Here is a 15,848-nt window from a genome sequence, read left to right on the forward strand (position 1 = left end):
ATGCCCGGTCAGCCGAGCCTGATGACGCCGTAGTCGAAACCCTTCCTGCGGTAGACCACGCTCGGCCTCCCGGCCGCGGCGTCGTTGAAGAGGTAGAAGTCGTGACCGACCAGCTCCATCTCGTAGAGAGCCTGGTCGACGGTCATGGGTTCGGCGGAGTGTTGCTTCTCGCGCACGATCCGGCCGGGCTGATGATCGGTCACACCATCGTCCCAGCGCTGTTCGGGCAGCTCGATCTCCTCGGCCGCCACCGACTCGGCGGAGTCGGCCGACTCCTGGTCGATGCCCTGCTCGGCCGCGGTCGGTGCGTCCAGTACGGCGGTGCTCGCCGCGGGGCGCCTGCCGTTGACGATCGGCGCCGGTCCGCCGCCTGCGGCGGCCGCGCTGACGGAGGTCGCCTCGGCGACCGATTCGGGGCAACGCCGCCCGTAGTGCACCCGCCGCCGGTCGTGCATGCGGCGGAGACGGTTCTCCATCTTGTTCACTGCGGAATCGAGCGCGGCGTAGAAGTCTCCGGCAGCGGCTTCCGCGCGAACGGCAGGGCCCCTGCCCTTGCCGGTGATCTCGACACGCTGGCAGTTCTTCGCCTGCCTGCGGTTGGGCTCGTGGAAGAGCTCCACGTCGTACCGGATGACCTTCCTGTCGTACCGCTCGAGCCGGGCCAGCTTCTCGCTGACGTGCGCCCGATAGTGTTCGGGCACCTCCACGTTGCGACCCTTGACCACGATGTCCATACACGACCCTCCTCGCGGAATTGGCTGCGAGATTCGAAATGCACTACGACGCCGGTAACGGGGACGTGGGGATTACTCGACGAAACAGGCAAGGCGTCTCGCGTGCGTCGCCGAGCACGGAATCAGCACGCCAAGATCGGCACCGACGCCAGGGACATGCGCTTTTCACCTCCCTGCTTGCCGGGAATGCTGATAGCGGAGCACGTTAGCCCGCTGCCGCCGGTAAGAACAGCCCCCGAGGCGGGGGATGTCTCGCGGTGAAAACTCGTGACGGTCTGCACAGGCCGGTCCACCACAGCGCGGAGTGCGCCCCTCGTTCGGAGCAGTGCTGCCGCTCGAGGCTCACGCGGACGGCCGATTGGCCACATGGCACGGGATCGCAGCGTGACGCTCCCGCTGCCGGCACGCGTCTCCTCGATGGGGTGGCTCACCTTCCGTGGCCGGTGCGCCACTGCAACGCGTGACCTCATACCCGGACAACGCGAACTCCCACCCCGAAGGTTCCCGCGTATTCCTACCCGTGTGGGTGAATCAGAACGGGCTCGGCGGCAGGGCGCCGAAACACGAGGGAACACCGCTAACCGGCCGCGGTCAGCACCAGTACCCCGGTGGTCTCCAGGCCGCCCGCGGACAGTGCCGCCACGCAGGCCCGCACGGTCGCTCCGGTGGTGAGCACATCGTCCAGCAGCACCACCGGGGTGCCCGCCGGTGGTGCGCGGTCCGCGCGCAACCGCACCCGGCCGTCCAGGTTCGCCGCCCGCTGCCGGTGGTCCAGCCCCACCGCGTCCCGGGCACCCCTGGACAGGGACAGGGCGGGAGCCACCACGGCCCGCCTGCCTGCCGCCGCCATGGCGGCCGCGCAGCAGCCGGCCAGCGCGAGCAGATGGGAGCCGCCACGGGAGCGGGCGGCCGAGGACCGGGAGGGCACGGGCACGAGCCACCAGGTGCTCTGCGCGTCCGGCCGCGGCCCGCGCAGGTACGGCAGCGCACCGGCCAGCGCCTCGCCGAGCGGGCGGGCGAGGTCCCTGCGCCCCCGTTCCTTGAACGCCAGCACGAGCCGGCGCGGCACCCCGGTGTACCGCGCGAGGGCGTAGACCGTGCCCGCCTGGCCCGCCGCGACCGTGGGGCCGCGCGCCACTGGTCGCGGTGCCTGCCACACCGCGCGGCATCGGGTGCAGCAGGCGGCGCCCAGTTCGCCACAGCCCGCGCAGCGCGCGGGCAGGATCAGGTCGAGGACGGCCCGCCCGAGGGATGGCAGCTTCGCTCCGACTGTCATGACCCCGAGTGTGCCGCCGGGCACCGACAGTTTCGGCTCACCGGACGGCAGGGCCGGTGCTCAGCCGGGATAGAACGGCCGGGCGCCGGTGCCCTGCGGGCGGTCGTGCGGACGCCAGACCTCGCCGATGTCGCCGCTGGCGGTCCACAGCTCGTCGGAGGCGTCGCCGACCACGATCGGCCTGCTCGGCGCGGCGGTGATCGCCCGGACCGGGGCGGTGAGGTTGGACCCGTTGAACTTGTCCATCTGCAAGCCGTCCACCGGCACCCGGACCACCATCGTCGACTCCGAACTGGTCGCCGCCACCAGCATGTCCTGGGTGGCCCAGTCGACGTCGACCACGTTCTCCACCGTGCCTGCCTGCAGCACCCGTGGCGAGCGCAGGGTCACCGAGCCGTTCGATCGCACCACCGCGGCCACCACGAGGTTCCCGCCCGCGATCACCGCGGCCCTGGTGCCGTCCCTGGACAACCGGAGCCCGGAAATCGGGCCGAGCGCGTTCAGCTCGGCGGCGTTCACCGGCTGGGGAACCCAGCCACCACTGGGATCCCGCACCACCCGCGAGATCCGGGTGCCGTCCACGACGGTCCAGACCTCACCGGAGGTGTCGTTGGTGTCGGTGTTCGGCCACCAGGTCGGCCTGGTCAGGGTTTTGCCCTCGACGTCGACCGGGGGCGCGACCTCGCCGAGGTAGCCGATCCGCAGCCGGGCCTTCTCGCCAAGCCGTTCCACGATGGCCAGCTGGTTCCCGCCGAGCGACTGCGCCCCGCTCTCGGCGTGGTAGGCACCAGTCCCGGCGGGACCGCGCACCGGCGAGCCGTCCTCCAGTGACCGCACGGCACCGTTCAGGGTCACCAGCCCCTGCAGGTCGGGGCTGGGCGAGGCGGAGGACTCGTAGGAGGCGAGATCGCTCGGCCGCCAGTCCAGCTGGCCCGGCACCAGCGGGGTCCGGTCCGAGAGCAGCCGGATGCGGCTGCTGGTGACGGTCTGCAGCGAGCGCACGAACTGGGCGGCGATCCGCTTCTTCTCCTCGTCGCTCTTGCCAGTCACCCCGGTCAGCGGCACCAGCAGCGCCCCGTTGGCCTGGCCGCTCACGGCGCCGTCCAGGGCCGCCTCGTCGCCGAGGGGGTTGTGCACGGCTCCGGTAAGGCTGTCCGAGGGCCCTTCCAGCAGCAGGTCGGTCACCCTGCCCGGCAGCTTCGACTGCGGCTTGGCCACCACGTAACGCAGGTCCGGCACCAGCGCGTCGGTGTCCGGGGCGAAGAAGTACAGCGGCACCCGGAAGTAGTTCTCGGCGAAGTCGCGCTCGGTCACCACCAGCGTGCTGGGCAGATCGACGATGCGCCACGGTCCGTTGCCCTGCTTGCGCACCGTGATTTCCTGGCGGAAGGAGTCCCGCGCGGCCAGGAACGCGCTGTCGTGGCCGAGCTTGCCGATCTGCGTCCCGCTGACCACGACCACCTTCTCGTTCGCGGACGTCTCGGTCGGGGCCGTCGGGCCCTCCTCCTCGGCGACGTAGCGGGTGTTGAAGCGGTTCTCGATGATGGTCATCGTGCTGCCCGGTTCCCAGCTCTGGCGCAGCTCCGGCCCCAGGTACACGCGGGCGGCGGCGTGCTCGTTGATCGGCCGGGCACTGGCCGTGACGAAATCGCGCACGGCGGTCAGCGCGTCCAGGTTCGCGTCCGGCTCCGGGATGTCCGGCTGCGGCTGCCCCAGCCGCTCCCCGGAAACCACCTCGGCCTGCGACTCCTCCGGGACGTTCGCGCAGCCGCCTGCCAGCACCAGGCAGGCCAGCACGGCGAGCACACCCCGGACCGGCCTGGCGCGGACGCTTCTCACCTGACCTCCTCGCGCTCGGCGATCTCCACCTCGTGCCATTCGTCCTCGTTCTGCTCGGCGTTCTCCCCGGTGACCGCACCGGAGGGGGCGCCGTTCTCGCCCGCCGGCAGTGCGGGCAGGTCCCGCTCCACCGGTGGGAGACCGATCGGGGACTCCTCGATCTCGTCACCGACGCGCCGGGGCAGGGTGAGCCGGAAGCAGGCGCCCCGGTCGGGCTCGCCCCACGCCTCCAGCATGCCACCGTGCAACCGGGCGTCCTCATGGCTGATCGCCAGCCCGAGCCCGGTGCCGCCGGTGCGGCGGTTGCGCGAGGGGTCGGCCCGCCAGAACCGGTTGAACACCAGCTCGGCCTCACCCGCCCGCAGGCCGACGCCGTAGTCCCGGACGCTCAGCGCCACCGCCGTCTCGTTGGCGGCCAGCCGCAGCCGCACCGGATGCCCCTCGCTGTGGTCGACGGCGTTGGCCAGCAGGTTGCGCAGGATCCGCTCCACCCTGCGGGCGTCCACCTCGGCGACGGTCTCCTCCTCGGGCAGCTCCAGCTCGATGGCGCTGCCCGCGCTCCCGGCGATCACCCGCACCTGCTCGACCGCCCTGACCGCGATCGGGCGCACGTCGATCGACTCCGGGGCCAGCTCCTCCACCCCGGCGTCCAGCCTGCTGATCTCCAGCAGGTCGCCGAGCAGCGCCTCGAACCGGTCCAGCTCGTCGACCAGCAGCTCGGCCGAACGGGCGAGGCCGGCGGGGAACTGCTCCCTGGATGCGTGCAGCACGTCGGCGGCCATCCGCACGGTGGTCAGCGGGGTGCGCAGCTCATGCGAGACGTCCGAGGTGAACCGGCGCTGGAGCTGGCCGAACTCCTCCAGCTGGCGGATCTGGTCCTGAATACTGGCGGCCATCTCGTTGTAGGAGACCGCCAGCTTGGCGAGGTCGTCCTCGCCGAGCACGGTGAGCCGCTGGTCGAGATCGCCGCCGGCGAACTGTTCCGCCGCCGCGGCCGCCTTGCGCACCGGCCGGACCACCTGCCTGGTGACCAGGTTCGCGATCCCCGCCAGCAGCAACAGCAGTGCCAGGCCGCCGACCAGCAGGGTGTTCTGCACCGTGGCGACGGTGCTCTGCTCGGCGGTCAGCGGGAACAGCAGGTACAGCTGAACCGGACGGACCGTGTTTGCGACCTGCGCTCCGACGATGAGGTAGGTGGTCCGGCCGCGGTCCGTGTCCACCGTGTGGATCTGCTTGGCGGTCTGCTGGCCTCCCTCGACGAACTGCCGCAGCCGCGGGGGCACGTGCTCGTACGGGCCCGCCGACACCGTGCTGTCCGCGGCCCGGGCCGAGCCGCGGCTGGCCAGCACCGGTTCGAACGCGCCCGCTGCCGAACTCGCCGAGTCCTGCGCGCTCGGCGAGTCGCTGGTGATCTTCTTGAGCGCGCTGTTCAGCTTCTCTTCGATGTCATCGGGGTCACCGTCGATGCTGGCGAGCTGGCCGGCCGCGCTTTCCACCACGGACCACGTCTGCTGGATCGCGGCGCGCTGCTTGGTCTCCATCAGCCGGTCGGTGATCTGGTTCTGCAACACCATGCCCAGCACGAACACCACGGCCGAGGACAGCGCGAGGGTGGATACGGTGACGCGGAACTGCAGCGAATGCCGCCACAGCTCGTTGAAGGCGACCGCCCGCCTGCGGCCGAACGCGGTCAGCCGCACGACCAGCTCGGCCGCGCGCCGACCGGAGCTGGTCGACTTGCGAGGCCGATCCGTATCGCGGGATCCGCCGCCTTCTGCACGCATAGTGCGATTATGGCGGTCCGGCCTTGTAACCGACGCCGCGCACCGTCAGAACGACCTCGGGATGCTCCGGGTCCTTCTCGACCTTGGACCGCAGGCGCTGCACATGGACGTTCACCAGCCGGGTGTCCGCGGCATGCCGGTAACCCCAGACCTGCTCGAGCAGGACCTCGCGGGTGAACACCTGCCGCGGCTTGCGGGCCAGCGCCACCAGCAGGTCGAACTCCAGCGGGGTGAGCGGGATCGCCTTGCCCTCCCTGGTCACCTCGTGCCCTGGGACGTCGATCGCGAGGTCCCCGATGGTCAGCGACTCGGCGGGCTCGGACTCGGTGCGCCGCATCCGCGCCCGCACCCGGGCGACGAGTTCCTTCGGTTTGAACGGCTTGACCACGTAGTCGTCCGCGCCGGACTCCAGGCCCAGCACGATGTCCACCGTGTCGCTCTTGGCGGTGAGCATCACGATCGGGACACCGGACTCGGCCCGGATGGCCTTGCAGACGTCGATCCCGTTCATCCCTGGCAGCATCAGGTCGAGCAGCACGAGGTCGGGTTTCAGCTCCCGGAGCGCGGGCAGGGCCCGGGAACCGTCCGCGACGACCGCCGTATCGAACCCCTCCCCACGCAGCACGATGGTGAGCATCTCCGCCAGAGCAGGGTCGTCGTCGACGACCAGCACACGTGCCTTCATGTGCACATGTTCGCACTACAAATCCGCCGGGTGCGCGGGACCCGGCGATCACAGCCGAGAGTAGCCCGGTTGGAGCATTCACGCCGGGAGCCAACCCCAGGTCCACCGTCAGTTCTCCACCCGGGCGGGCCGCCGGATGGTGGATCTCCACCGGTCCGGCCTGCCGAGCGGGTCTACCCGGAGCGACTACTGTTGCGCTGTGCGGAACTCAGCGGCCGCCAGGAGCGGGGACAGCCCGGTGCAGTCGGTGGACCGGGCGATCAGCGTGCTCGAGCTGCTCGCCCGCAACGGGGAGGCCGGTATCACCGAGATCGCCGCCGAGCTGGGGGTGCACAAGTCCACCGCCTCCAGGCTGGTGCGCGTGCTGGAGGCGCGCGGCCTGGTGGAGCAGCTCGGTCAGCGCGGCAAGTACGCGATCGGGTTCGGCATCGTCCGCCTCGCGGGGGCGGCGACCGGCCGGATGGATCTCTCCCGGCTCGGCAGGCAGACCTGCGAGACGTTGGCCGAGGAACTCGGCGAGACGGTGAACATCGCGATCGCCGACGAGGGCATCGCGATCAACATCAGCCAGGCGCGCGGGTCCGCCGCGGTCACCACGCAGAACTGGACCGGGCAGCGCACTCCCCTGCACGCCACCTCCAGCGGCAAGGTGCTGCTGGCGCACCTGGCCGAGCAGGAGCGGGAGCGGGTGCTGGCGCGCGGGCTCGAACGGTACACACCGGCCACCACGGTTTCGCCGGAGGAACTGGTGCGGGAGCTGGAGCGCATCCGGGCGGACGGGTACGCGGCCTGCTTCGAGGAGCTGGAGGTCGGCCTGCACGCACTGGCGGTGCCCATCCGCGGGCCGGACGGCGAGGTGGTCGCCGCGCTGAGCGCCTCCGGCCCCGCATACCGGCTGTCCCGGCAGCGCATCGGGCAACTGGTCCAGCCGTTGACCGGCGCGGCGGCCGAGTTGTCCGCCCAGCTCGGCTACTTCGTGGACTGATGGGTCAGCGGGTGAGCAGGTCGCCTGCGAGCTTGCGGGTGTCCACACTGGCCGCCCCGTCGATGGTGTACCAGGGGGAAAGCCAGGAGCGGGCGGCGAGTTGGTCGTACACCTTGGCACAGCGGGTCTGCAGATCGTCGTCGGACTCGAAGAGGTCCTTGGCCCGGCCGGTCTCGGTGTCCGCGCGCTGCTGGGCCCGCGCCCCGGCCACCGCCGCGGGCACCCTGAGCAGCAGTTGCGCGGCGGGCACCGGCAGCCCGAACCGGTCGATCTCCAGCTCACGTACCCATTCCACGACGGCGCCATCGGCTCCCTGGTAGGAGCGGGCGGCCTGGTAGGCGGCGTTCGAGGCGACATAACGATCGAGCAGTAGGACGTCGTTGGCCCGTAGCTCGGCCCGGATGTCCTCGGCGGCGTCCCTGCGGTCCAGCGCGTAGAGCAGCCCCATGCCGTACACCGACTCGGCGAGATCGCCGTGTTCCCGGTGCAGTGCCTCATGGATCAGGTCGGCGTGCACACTCTTGCCATAGCGCGGGAACGCCAGCGTCTGCACGCTCGCCCCCGCCTCGTGCAAGGCCGTCACCAGTTGGTCGGCCAGCGTGCGTTTACCCGCGCCGTCCAGCCCTTCGATCACGATCAGTCGCCCCACGGGCACAACCCTACGGGGCCGGGATCCACTCGCCGGGATCAACCACCCGATCGACGGCGCAGCAGCAGGATGCGCACCGCAAGGACGGCACCGGCGATCAACGCGACACTCAGCGGTGTCGCCACGGCCATCCAGGCGAGTTCCGGGATGTCGGCCGCCGCGCCGTCGTCACGCAGCACCACGGGAGCCAGCATGTCCTTCACCTCGCCGACCACCGTGCGCGGCGCAGGGCACGGCGGCAAGCTCCCGGAACCACGGCGAGCAGGTTCCGCGGAAGACCCCGGAACGCGGAACGCGGGGACCGGCCTGGTCAGGTCGCGGAAATGGGGGCTTCGTCGGGAGGCCTGCCGCTGCTAGCGTGAACGTTCCGCGCAGCGTTCACGGTTGTGAAAGCTCGGAGTGGAGGGTCGGTGGTGTCGGAGCGAACGGGCACCCACAGCGCACCCGAAGCGGCGCCTGGCGAGTTCCACGAGGCGTTGCGGCTCGCCATCACGCATCGGGGACTCTCGCTCGCCCGGCTGCGGGCGCATCTGGCGCAACGTGGTGTCCGGGTCGGGCAGTCGACGCTCAGCTACTGGCAGCGCGGCATCCGGCAGCCCGAGATGCCGCGTGGGCTGGCCACGGTGCGCGCACTCGAGTCGGTGCTGGAGCTGCCCCCTGGCTCGCTGGTGACATTGATCGGCCCGCGGTCACCCGGCGCACGGGAGCATCGCATGCCGACCTCGTTCGCGGACCTGCGCCGCGGCGCGAGCGGCCCCGCCGCCGACCGGCTGCTGACCGAGCTGGGCGGATACACCTCGGCGAGCCGGTACAACGCCGATTTCGAACCGCTTTCCGTGCACGACGTGGTGACCTTCGACGCGGCACACCGCCAGCGCAGCATCCGGACCAGGCTGGTGGCCCGCGCCCGCAGGCACGGCCCGGACCGCTACGTGATCGTCTACAACGGCGATCCCGGCTGCCGGATCGAGGAGGTCACGCTGGCCACGGCCGAGGGCTGCCGGATCGGCAGGATGCGCAGACACGCGGGCGAGGACACCCTGGCCGCGGAGCTGCTGTTCGACCGCAGGCTGGCCGAGGGCGCGATCCACGTGTTCTGCTTCGAGGTCAGGGACGACTCCGGCGGTACCTCGCCGGGTTACTTCCGGGTGTTCCGCGACCGGTGCGCGAGCTACCTGCTCCAGTTGCGGTTCAGCAGGCGCGCGCTGCCCGCCCGCTGCACCCGCCAGTTCCGCACCAGGGAAGACCTGCTGCCCACCGACACCGACGACCTTCCCTGCGATATCGGCGCGGTGAGCAGCGCGTACTTCACCGACATCGGCCCAGGGCTGGCCGGGATCGCGGTGGAGTGGCACTAGCTGTGCTGTCCGGGGACGTTGGTGACGTGCGACGCCCGGATCGATGATCTTGAAATGAGTGAGGGCCGCCGGGTTCGGTGTGGATCAGTAGCGGTAGTGGTCCGGTTTGTACGGACCGGCGACGTCCACGTCGATGTACTCGGCCTGGTCCTTGGTCAGCTTGGTCAGCTCCCCGCCGAGGGCCTGCACGTGGATCCGGGCGACGTGCTCGTCCAGCTTCTTCGGCAGCCGGTACACCTCCCTGTCGTACTCCTCGTTCTTGGTGAACAACTCGATCTGCGCGATCACCTGGTTGGAGAAGCTGTTCGACATCACGAAGGACGGATGCCCGGTGGCGTTGCCGAGGTTCAGCAGCCGCCCCTCGGACAGCACCAGGATGCTGTGCCCGTCCGGGAAGATCCACTCGTCCACCTGCGGCTTGATGTTCACCCGCCGGATCCCCGGATACCGGGCCAGCCCCGCCATATCCAGCTCGTTGTCGAAATGACCGATGTTGCCCACGATCGTCTGGTGTTTCATCCGCGCCATGTGCTCGACCAGCACCACGTCCTTGTTCCCGGTGGTGGTGATCACCAGGTCGGCCTCCGGCAGCACCGACTCCAGGGTCTTCACCTGATAGCCGTCCATCTGGGCCTGCAACGCGCAGATCGGGTCGATCTCGGTGACGATCACCCTGGCGCCCTGACCCGCGAGCGAGTCCGCGGCGCCCTTGCCGACATCGCCGTAGCCGCACACCACGGCGACCTTGCCGCCCAGCAGCACGTCGGTGCCGCGATTGATGCCGTCGATCAGTGAATGGCGGATCCCGTAGCGGTTGTCGAACTTCGACTTCGTCACCGAGTCGTTCACGTTGATGGCGGGGAAAAGCAGCTCGCCCTGGGCGGCGAGCTGGTAGAGCCGCAGCACCCCGGTGGTGGTTTCCTCGGTGACGCCCTTGATGCCCGCGCCGGTGCGGGTCCACCTGGAGCCGTCGGCCGCAAGGGAGTTGCGCAGCAGCTCGAGGAAGACCTTGTACTCCTCCGGGTCGTCGGCCTCCGGAGTGGGCACCACCCCGGCCCGCTCGAACTGGGCGCCCTTGTGCACCAGCATGGTGGCGTCGCCACCGTCGTCGAGGATCATGTTCGGGCCTTCGCCCTGCCAGGTCAGCATCCGTTCGGTGCACCACCAGTACTCGGCGAGGCTCTCGCCTTTCCACGCGAACACCGGAACTCCCCGTGGCTGCTGCGGGCTCCCGTGCGGGCCGACGACGACCGCCGCGGCGGCGTGGTCCTGGGTGGAGAAGATGTTGCACGAGGCCCACCGCACCTCCGCACCCAACGCCACCAGGGTCTCGATCAGTACCGCCGTCTGCACCGTCATGTGCAGCGACCCCGAGATCCGCGCGCCGCGCAGCGGGTAAGCCTCGGCATGTTCCCGCCGCAGCGCCATCAACCCCGGCATCTCGTGCTCGGCGAGCCGGATCTCGTTGCGGCCGAACTCGGCAAGGGCCAGGTCCGCCACGGCGAAGTCGAGCCCGTTGCGGGTCTGGTGGAGCCCGGACTGCGGAACGCTTTCGGGGGTCATCGGGGCTGTCCTCCAAGGCTCGGCGTCAACCGCACACTACCGTGGTCCGTTCACCACGCGAGACAGTTGGTGTGCGGCGCGACCTCCCGGCCTCCGCACCGCGAGCACCATCCGGAACACCAAGAGGAGATGCACCGGTGCCCCTTCCCGGACCCGAAACCCGTGTCGTCGAACTGCGCGTGCCCGGGTTGATCGGCACCACGGGCGAGTCGCTGCTCGACTCGGTCGGGGTGGTGGATGTCGCGGGGGACGGCCTCGGCCGCATCATCCGGCCGTCCGACCGGCTGCGCAGGCCCGCGCCCGGGCCGGTGTTGCAGGGGGCGGGCCGGGCACTGCCGCGCACCCTGGAGGGCTACCTGTGGAGCGGGATGACCTCGGGCGGGGTGGCCAAGGCCACCTGGGCGCTGTTGTTCCCGTTCTCCCTTGCCAATGTGGCGTACTGGATGCTGCCGCCGGTGCCCGGCGACGGGGGTGCGCGGGCCGGGGCCGCCAGGGTGCTCGGGGCGGTCTGCCGCGGGTTGCTGCGGGTGGCCGGGCTGCTGCTGACCACCCTGCTGGTGAGCCAGCTGGCCGTGGTCACCGTGGACCTGCTCGCCGCGCAGTGCCTTGCGTACCAAGGTCGTTGCCTTCCCGCCGGGTTGTCCTGGCTGAGCGAGGTCGAGGCACTGCGCACGGCGGTCGGCCTGCTCCCGGTGGCGCTGGTGATCTTCGTGCTGCATCAGGTTTCCGGCACGGAATGGTCGGTGTCGGCGAAGGTCACCCCGCGGTCACCCGGCCGGTCCCTGCCCGGGGACGAGCTCCGTTCCGATGGCGGGATCCCGGTGTTGCGCTGCCTGCACACGGTGGCCGCGCTGGCCTGCACCGCCCTGCTGCTGGCCGGTGGCCCGTTCGGCCCGCCCGCGGCGACGACGGAAGCGGTCGCCTGGACGGGCGCGCTGGTCCTGCTCGGCGTGACGTTGCTGGCCACCGCGGTGCCGATGCACCGGCTGCTCGGCAGGGTCGTGCGTGCGCTGCTGCTCGGGATCGCGGCCGCGCTGCTGGTGTGGACGGCGGTGCTGCGCACCCCGCTGCCCCCGCGGATGTTCGGTACCGACGACACCGTGCAGGCGATCGGCGCCGCGCTGATCGCCGTCTGCGTGCTGTTCGCGCTGCTGCTGGTGCCCGCGGCCTTGCTGGCGCGCCCTGCCTGGCGCAGCCTGCCCCGCCGACTGCGGCCATGGGTGGGCGGCTGGATCGCCGCGCCCGCGCTGGCGCTGGCCGGGCTGATCGGGGGCGGGTTCGGCGCCGGGCTGGCCATCGCACTGCGCGAGCTGGTACGCGCCGATCTGCTACTGCCACCGAGCTACGCGCTGGTCACCATCCTGTGGGGCGGCGGGCTCGCGCTGTCCGCGGTGCTGGCCCTGCTCGGGTTCGCGGTGGCGGTGCCGATGCGCAGGCTGCGCCGCGGTGTCCCCGAGGTGGTGCGGATGCTGCAGCCGGAGGAGGAGAACCAGCACGAGGCGGCCACGGCGTGGGCGCAGTCCAGCTGGGAACGCCGCTACCTGCACCAGATCGTGGTCGCCGTGGCGCTCGGGATGGCGGCGGGGGTCGCCGGGCTGCTGGTGGCCCGTTTCGGTTTCGGCGGGGTTCCGGCCTGGCTGCAGCCGCTGTCCGGGGTCGGGGTGGTGGCGCTCGGCGCGCTCGCCGCCGGACTGCTGCGGATCATCTACACCGCGGCGACCACCAACGAGCGCAGCAGGCATCTGGGTGCGCTCGCCGACCTGGTGTCCTTCTGGCCGCGGGCAGCGCATCCGGCGGTGCCACCCTGCTATGCGCTCAAGGTGGTGCCGGAGCTGGTGGCGCGTTGCCGGGAACATCTCGCCGATCCGCACACCCGGGTGGTGCTGGCCGGGTATCACCTCGGCGGCCTGTTGGCGGTGATCGCGGTGGGGCGGCTGGCGGCCGACCTGCCGCCGGAGGACCGGGCCAGGGTCGGCCTGCTGACCGCGGGGTCACCGCTGCAATGGGGCTACCAGCGAGCCTTCCCCGCCGTGCTGCCGCATGCGGCGCTGGTCGACCTGTACGGCAACCTGGAGGGCCGCTGGCGCGGGCTGTGCCGGGGCACCGACACCTTCGGCGGCGGCGCGACCACCTGGCGGCACCAGGTCATCGACCGGCAGCTGCTGGGCATCGGCTACCTGCCCAGCGGCGGGGTGGGGCCGCTGGCACCCGCTGAGCAGGGACCGACCGGTGCGCTGGTACTCGGCGGGGACCACTGGTTGCCCGACCCGATGCGCGGCCCGATCAGCGGGCGCCGCTGGGCCGCGGGGGTACGCAGGCACGCGGACTACGTGGCCGACCCGGAGTGGGACCGGGCCGTTGCGATGGCCGCGGGCCTCGACCGGCCGGACGGGCCGCCGCCGCTGGAGGAGCAGGTCGCCCTGTTCCCCGACCTGTTCAACAGCGACCCGGTCCGGCAGCACAGGGCGGGCTCAGGCGGCGCCGCGGCGAGCACGGAACAGCACGAGCAGGACGGTTCCGCCTAGCACCAGCAGCGCACCGAGCCAGATCAGCCCGCTGCCACCGAAACCGGTGGAGGCGAGGTCGCCGTCCTCACCCGCGGGCACGGCGGCCGCCGAGGTCGCCGAGGTCGTTGGCCTGTCACTGGTGGATGGTGTGCCGCTCGTGTCCGAGGTGGTGCTCGATCCTGGCACGGAGGGCCCGGTCGAGCCGGTCGTCTCCGTGGTCTCGGCGGTTTCCGAGGTGCTGGGCGTGCTGCTGCTGGTGTCCGTGGTACCGGTGCCGCAGGCGTACCAGTGGCTGATCTGCGGGATGTTGCCGCCGTTGTTCAGCGGGGCGCGCAGGTCCTCCCATGGCGGGGTCTCGGGCAGGCCGTTCGCGCCGGGCCGGTAGAGGTTGTAGCGGGGGCCGCCCTTGATCACGATGCCGGTCACCGTGACGTCCTCGGCTGCGGTGATGGAGAGGTACTGGTCGGCGTTCGGCGCGCCGCCGGTGAATGTCAGATCGGCCGGGCCCAGCAGGCTGCCGTCGAGGCCGGCCTGTGCGCAGGTTTTGGCATTGCCCTCGTGCACCGTCGCGCGTGGATCCTCGGCCTCGGTGGCGTGCGCGGTCGCCGCCGTACCGAGGAGCAGGCCGAGTGCCACCGGTACGGCGAGCAGGAGTGGGCGGACCGGGGATCTCCTGGCAAGCGACATGCGGAACTCCATGGAAAGCGGTTCGGGGTAGCCGCCCGCCTGTGGCCCGATTCGCCGACCGTCACCGGTCGGCCCACAGGCGGGCGAACGGACGCGGGAAACTTACCCCGAACGGGGGAGCGAGCAACGCTCTCAGATGATCAGTGACCCGATCGATTCCTCCTGGTGATCTCCCCGCCGCCACGCACAGCGGTCAGGGGTTGTCGGGGGTTTTGGTGGGATCGGCACCGTCGACGGGGAGCGGGGACTCGGTGGCCCCGTTCTCGCGCTTGCCGAGCAACGAGTGCCGCCTGCTGTATGCGAAGTAGATCACCACGCCGAGCACCATCCAGCCGATGAACCGCAGCCAGGTGAGCACGGTGAGGTTGAGCATCAGCCAGCCGCAGGCCACGATCGCCAGGATCGGGAGCAGCGGCACCATCGGCACCCGGAACCCGCGCGGCAGGTCCGGCCGCTTCTTGCGCAGCACGATCACGCCCGCGGACACCAGGATGAACGCGAACAGGGTGCCCACGTTCACCATCTCTTCCAGCCTGCCGACCTCGAAGAAGGTGGCCCCGATGGCGACCGCCACACCGACCAGGATGTTCATCCGCACCGGCGTGCCATGCTTTCCGGTCTTGGCCAGCGGGCGGGGCAGCAACGCGTCCCGGGACATCGCGAACAGCACCCGCTGCAACCCGAGCATGAGCACCATGACCACGGTGGTCAGACCGGCCAGCGCGCCAATGGAGATGACGTTCGCCGCCCAGTCCACATCGTGCACGGCGAACGCGGTGGCCAGCGTCTTGCGGCCCTCGGGCTCGGCATCGGAGGACAGCTGCTGGTACGGCACCATCCCGGCCACGACCAGCGAGGTCGCCACGTAGAGCACGGTCACGATGGCCAGCGAGCCGAGGATGCCGCGGGGCACGTTGCGCTGCGGGTTCCTGGTCTCCTCCGCGGTGGTGGCCACGATGTCGAACCCGATGAAGGCGAAGAACACCAGCGAGGCGCCCGCCAGCAGGCCGAAGGCACCGTAGGTACTGCCCGCACTGCCGACAAGGGCGGAGAGCAGGGACTGCTCGACCCCGCCATCGGCGGCCGCACCCTCGGCTGCGGGCGGGATGAACGGCGTGTAGTTGTCCGGGCTGATGTAGGTGATGCCGAGCACGATCACGAACAGGATGATCAGCACCTTGATCGCGGTGATCACCAGACTGAACCGGGAGGAAAGTTTGGTGCCAAGGGTCAGGATCGTGGCGAGCACGACGATCAGCAGCATCGCGCCCCAGTCGGCGCTGACCCCGCCGATCTGCACGGTGGTGGTGACGTCCTCGCCGAACATGTAGCGCAGCACGGTTTCCAGGTACACCGACCAGCCCTTGCCCACGGCGGCCGCGGCCACCGCGAACTCCAGGATCAGGTCCCACCCGATGATCCAGGCGAGGAACTCGCCGAAGGTCGCGTAGGAGAAGGTGTAGGCGCTGCCTGCGACCGGGACGGTCGAGGCGAACTCCGCGTAGCACAGCGCGGCCAGCGCGCAGGCGGTACCGGCCAGTACGAACGCCAGCGCCACCGAGGGCCCCGACACATCACCCGCGGTATGTGCCGTCAGGGTGAAGATGCCTGCGCCGATCATGACCGCGACGCCGAAGACGGTCAGATCCCACGCGCTCAGGTTCCTGCGTAGTTTGGTATCCGGCTCATCGGTGTCCGAAATGGACTGTTCGACCGATTTTGTGCGCCATAAACCCGTTCCGGGCAACGTTGACCTCCTGGGTGACCTGGATCTCAGGGTC

13 protein-coding genes are annotated in these 15,848 nt (G+C 70.7%); 3 read left to right on the forward strand and 10 right to left on the reverse strand.

The window, feature by feature from the left end; all coding sequences use genetic code 11:
• Positions 1-8: 8 nt before the first annotated feature.
• The 5 genes from hpf to mtrA all read right to left on the reverse strand — a co-directional run bounded on the left by hpf (position 9) and on the right by mtrA (position 6,318).
• Positions 9-734, reverse strand: a complete 726-nt coding sequence (gene hpf, locus KOI47_RS27785) for a ribosome hibernation-promoting factor, HPF/YfiA family (RefSeq protein ID WP_216209410.1) — start codon at positions 732-734, stop codon at positions 9-11.
• Positions 735-1,311: 577 nt separating this feature from the next.
• Entirely contained in the window at positions 1,312-2,010 is a 699-nt protein-coding gene (locus KOI47_RS27790) for a ComF family protein (RefSeq protein ID WP_216209412.1), read from the reverse strand.
• A gap of 60 nt (positions 2,011-2,070) precedes the next feature.
• Positions 2,071-3,849, reverse strand: a complete 1,779-nt coding sequence (locus KOI47_RS27795; protein ID WP_232376297.1) for an LpqB family beta-propeller domain-containing protein — start codon at positions 3,847-3,849, stop codon at positions 2,071-2,073.
• On the reverse strand, positions 3,846-5,633 hold the full coding sequence (gene mtrB, locus KOI47_RS27800) for an MtrAB system histidine kinase MtrB (protein WP_216209416.1): 1,788 nt from the start codon (positions 5,631-5,633) through the stop codon (positions 3,846-3,848). Before mtrB ends, KOI47_RS27795 begins: the two co-directional genes overlap by 4 nt.
• Before the next feature lie 7 nt (positions 5,634-5,640).
• Entirely contained in the window at positions 5,641-6,318 is a 678-nt protein-coding gene (gene mtrA / locus KOI47_RS27805; RefSeq protein WP_200318740.1) for an MtrAB system response regulator MtrA, read from the reverse strand.
• 199 nt (positions 6,319-6,517) lie between these two features.
• On the opposite strand from mtrA, the gene KOI47_RS27810 reads away from it, so the two are divergent.
• On the forward strand, positions 6,518-7,303 hold the full coding sequence (locus tag KOI47_RS27810) for an IclR family transcriptional regulator (RefSeq protein WP_232376298.1): 786 nt from the start codon (positions 6,518-6,520) through the stop codon (positions 7,301-7,303).
• Positions 7,304-7,307: 4 nt separating this feature from the next.
• Here the strand turns inward: KOI47_RS27810 and KOI47_RS27815 are convergent, their stop codons facing one another.
• Positions 7,308-7,952 carry a dTMP kinase gene (locus KOI47_RS27815; protein WP_232376299.1) on the reverse strand — a complete coding sequence of 215 codons (645 nt, stop codon included), beginning with the start codon at positions 7,950-7,952 and terminating at the stop codon, positions 7,308-7,310.
• A 38-nt stretch (positions 7,953-7,990) separates the two neighbouring features.
• The gene (locus KOI47_RS27820; RefSeq protein WP_216209420.1) at positions 7,991-8,146 is read right to left on the reverse strand and encodes a hypothetical protein; all 156 of its coding nucleotides are present in this window, start codon (positions 8,144-8,146) and stop codon (positions 7,991-7,993) included.
• Positions 8,147-8,365: 219 nt separating this feature from the next.
• On the opposite strand from KOI47_RS27820, the gene KOI47_RS27825 reads away from it, so the two are divergent.
• A complete protein-coding gene (locus KOI47_RS27825; RefSeq protein ID WP_216209422.1) occupies positions 8,366-9,310 on the forward strand; it encodes a hypothetical protein in 945 nt (314 codons plus the stop codon).
• An 84-nt stretch (positions 9,311-9,394) separates the two neighbouring features.
• Here the strand turns inward: KOI47_RS27825 and ahcY are convergent, their stop codons facing one another.
• A complete protein-coding gene (gene ahcY, locus KOI47_RS27830) occupies positions 9,395-10,873 on the reverse strand; it encodes an adenosylhomocysteinase (RefSeq protein ID WP_216209424.1) in 1,479 nt (492 codons plus the stop codon).
• A gap of 137 nt (positions 10,874-11,010) precedes the next feature.
• On the opposite strand from ahcY, the gene KOI47_RS27835 reads away from it, so the two are divergent.
• Entirely contained in the window at positions 11,011-13,398 is a 2,388-nt protein-coding gene (locus KOI47_RS27835; RefSeq protein WP_232376300.1) for a hypothetical protein, read from the forward strand.
• On the opposite strand, the gene KOI47_RS27840 is transcribed toward KOI47_RS27835, so the two are convergent.
• Both KOI47_RS27840 and KOI47_RS27845 read right to left on the reverse strand, forming a co-directional pair.
• On the reverse strand, positions 13,345-14,067 hold the full coding sequence (locus KOI47_RS27840; RefSeq protein WP_216209426.1) for a hypothetical protein: 723 nt from the start codon (positions 14,065-14,067) through the stop codon (positions 13,345-13,347). The genes KOI47_RS27835 and KOI47_RS27840 overlap by 54 nt on opposite strands.
• A gap of 193 nt (positions 14,068-14,260) precedes the next feature.
• Positions 14,261-15,814, reverse strand: coding sequence for an APC family permease (locus tag KOI47_RS27845; protein WP_216209428.1), 1,554 nt, complete (start codon positions 15,812-15,814; stop codon positions 14,261-14,263).
• Positions 15,815-15,848: the final 34 nt, after the last annotated feature.

This window comes from Amycolatopsis aidingensis (assembly GCF_018885265.1).
GTDB lineage: Bacteria > Actinomycetota > Actinomycetes > Mycobacteriales > Pseudonocardiaceae > Amycolatopsis > Amycolatopsis aidingensis.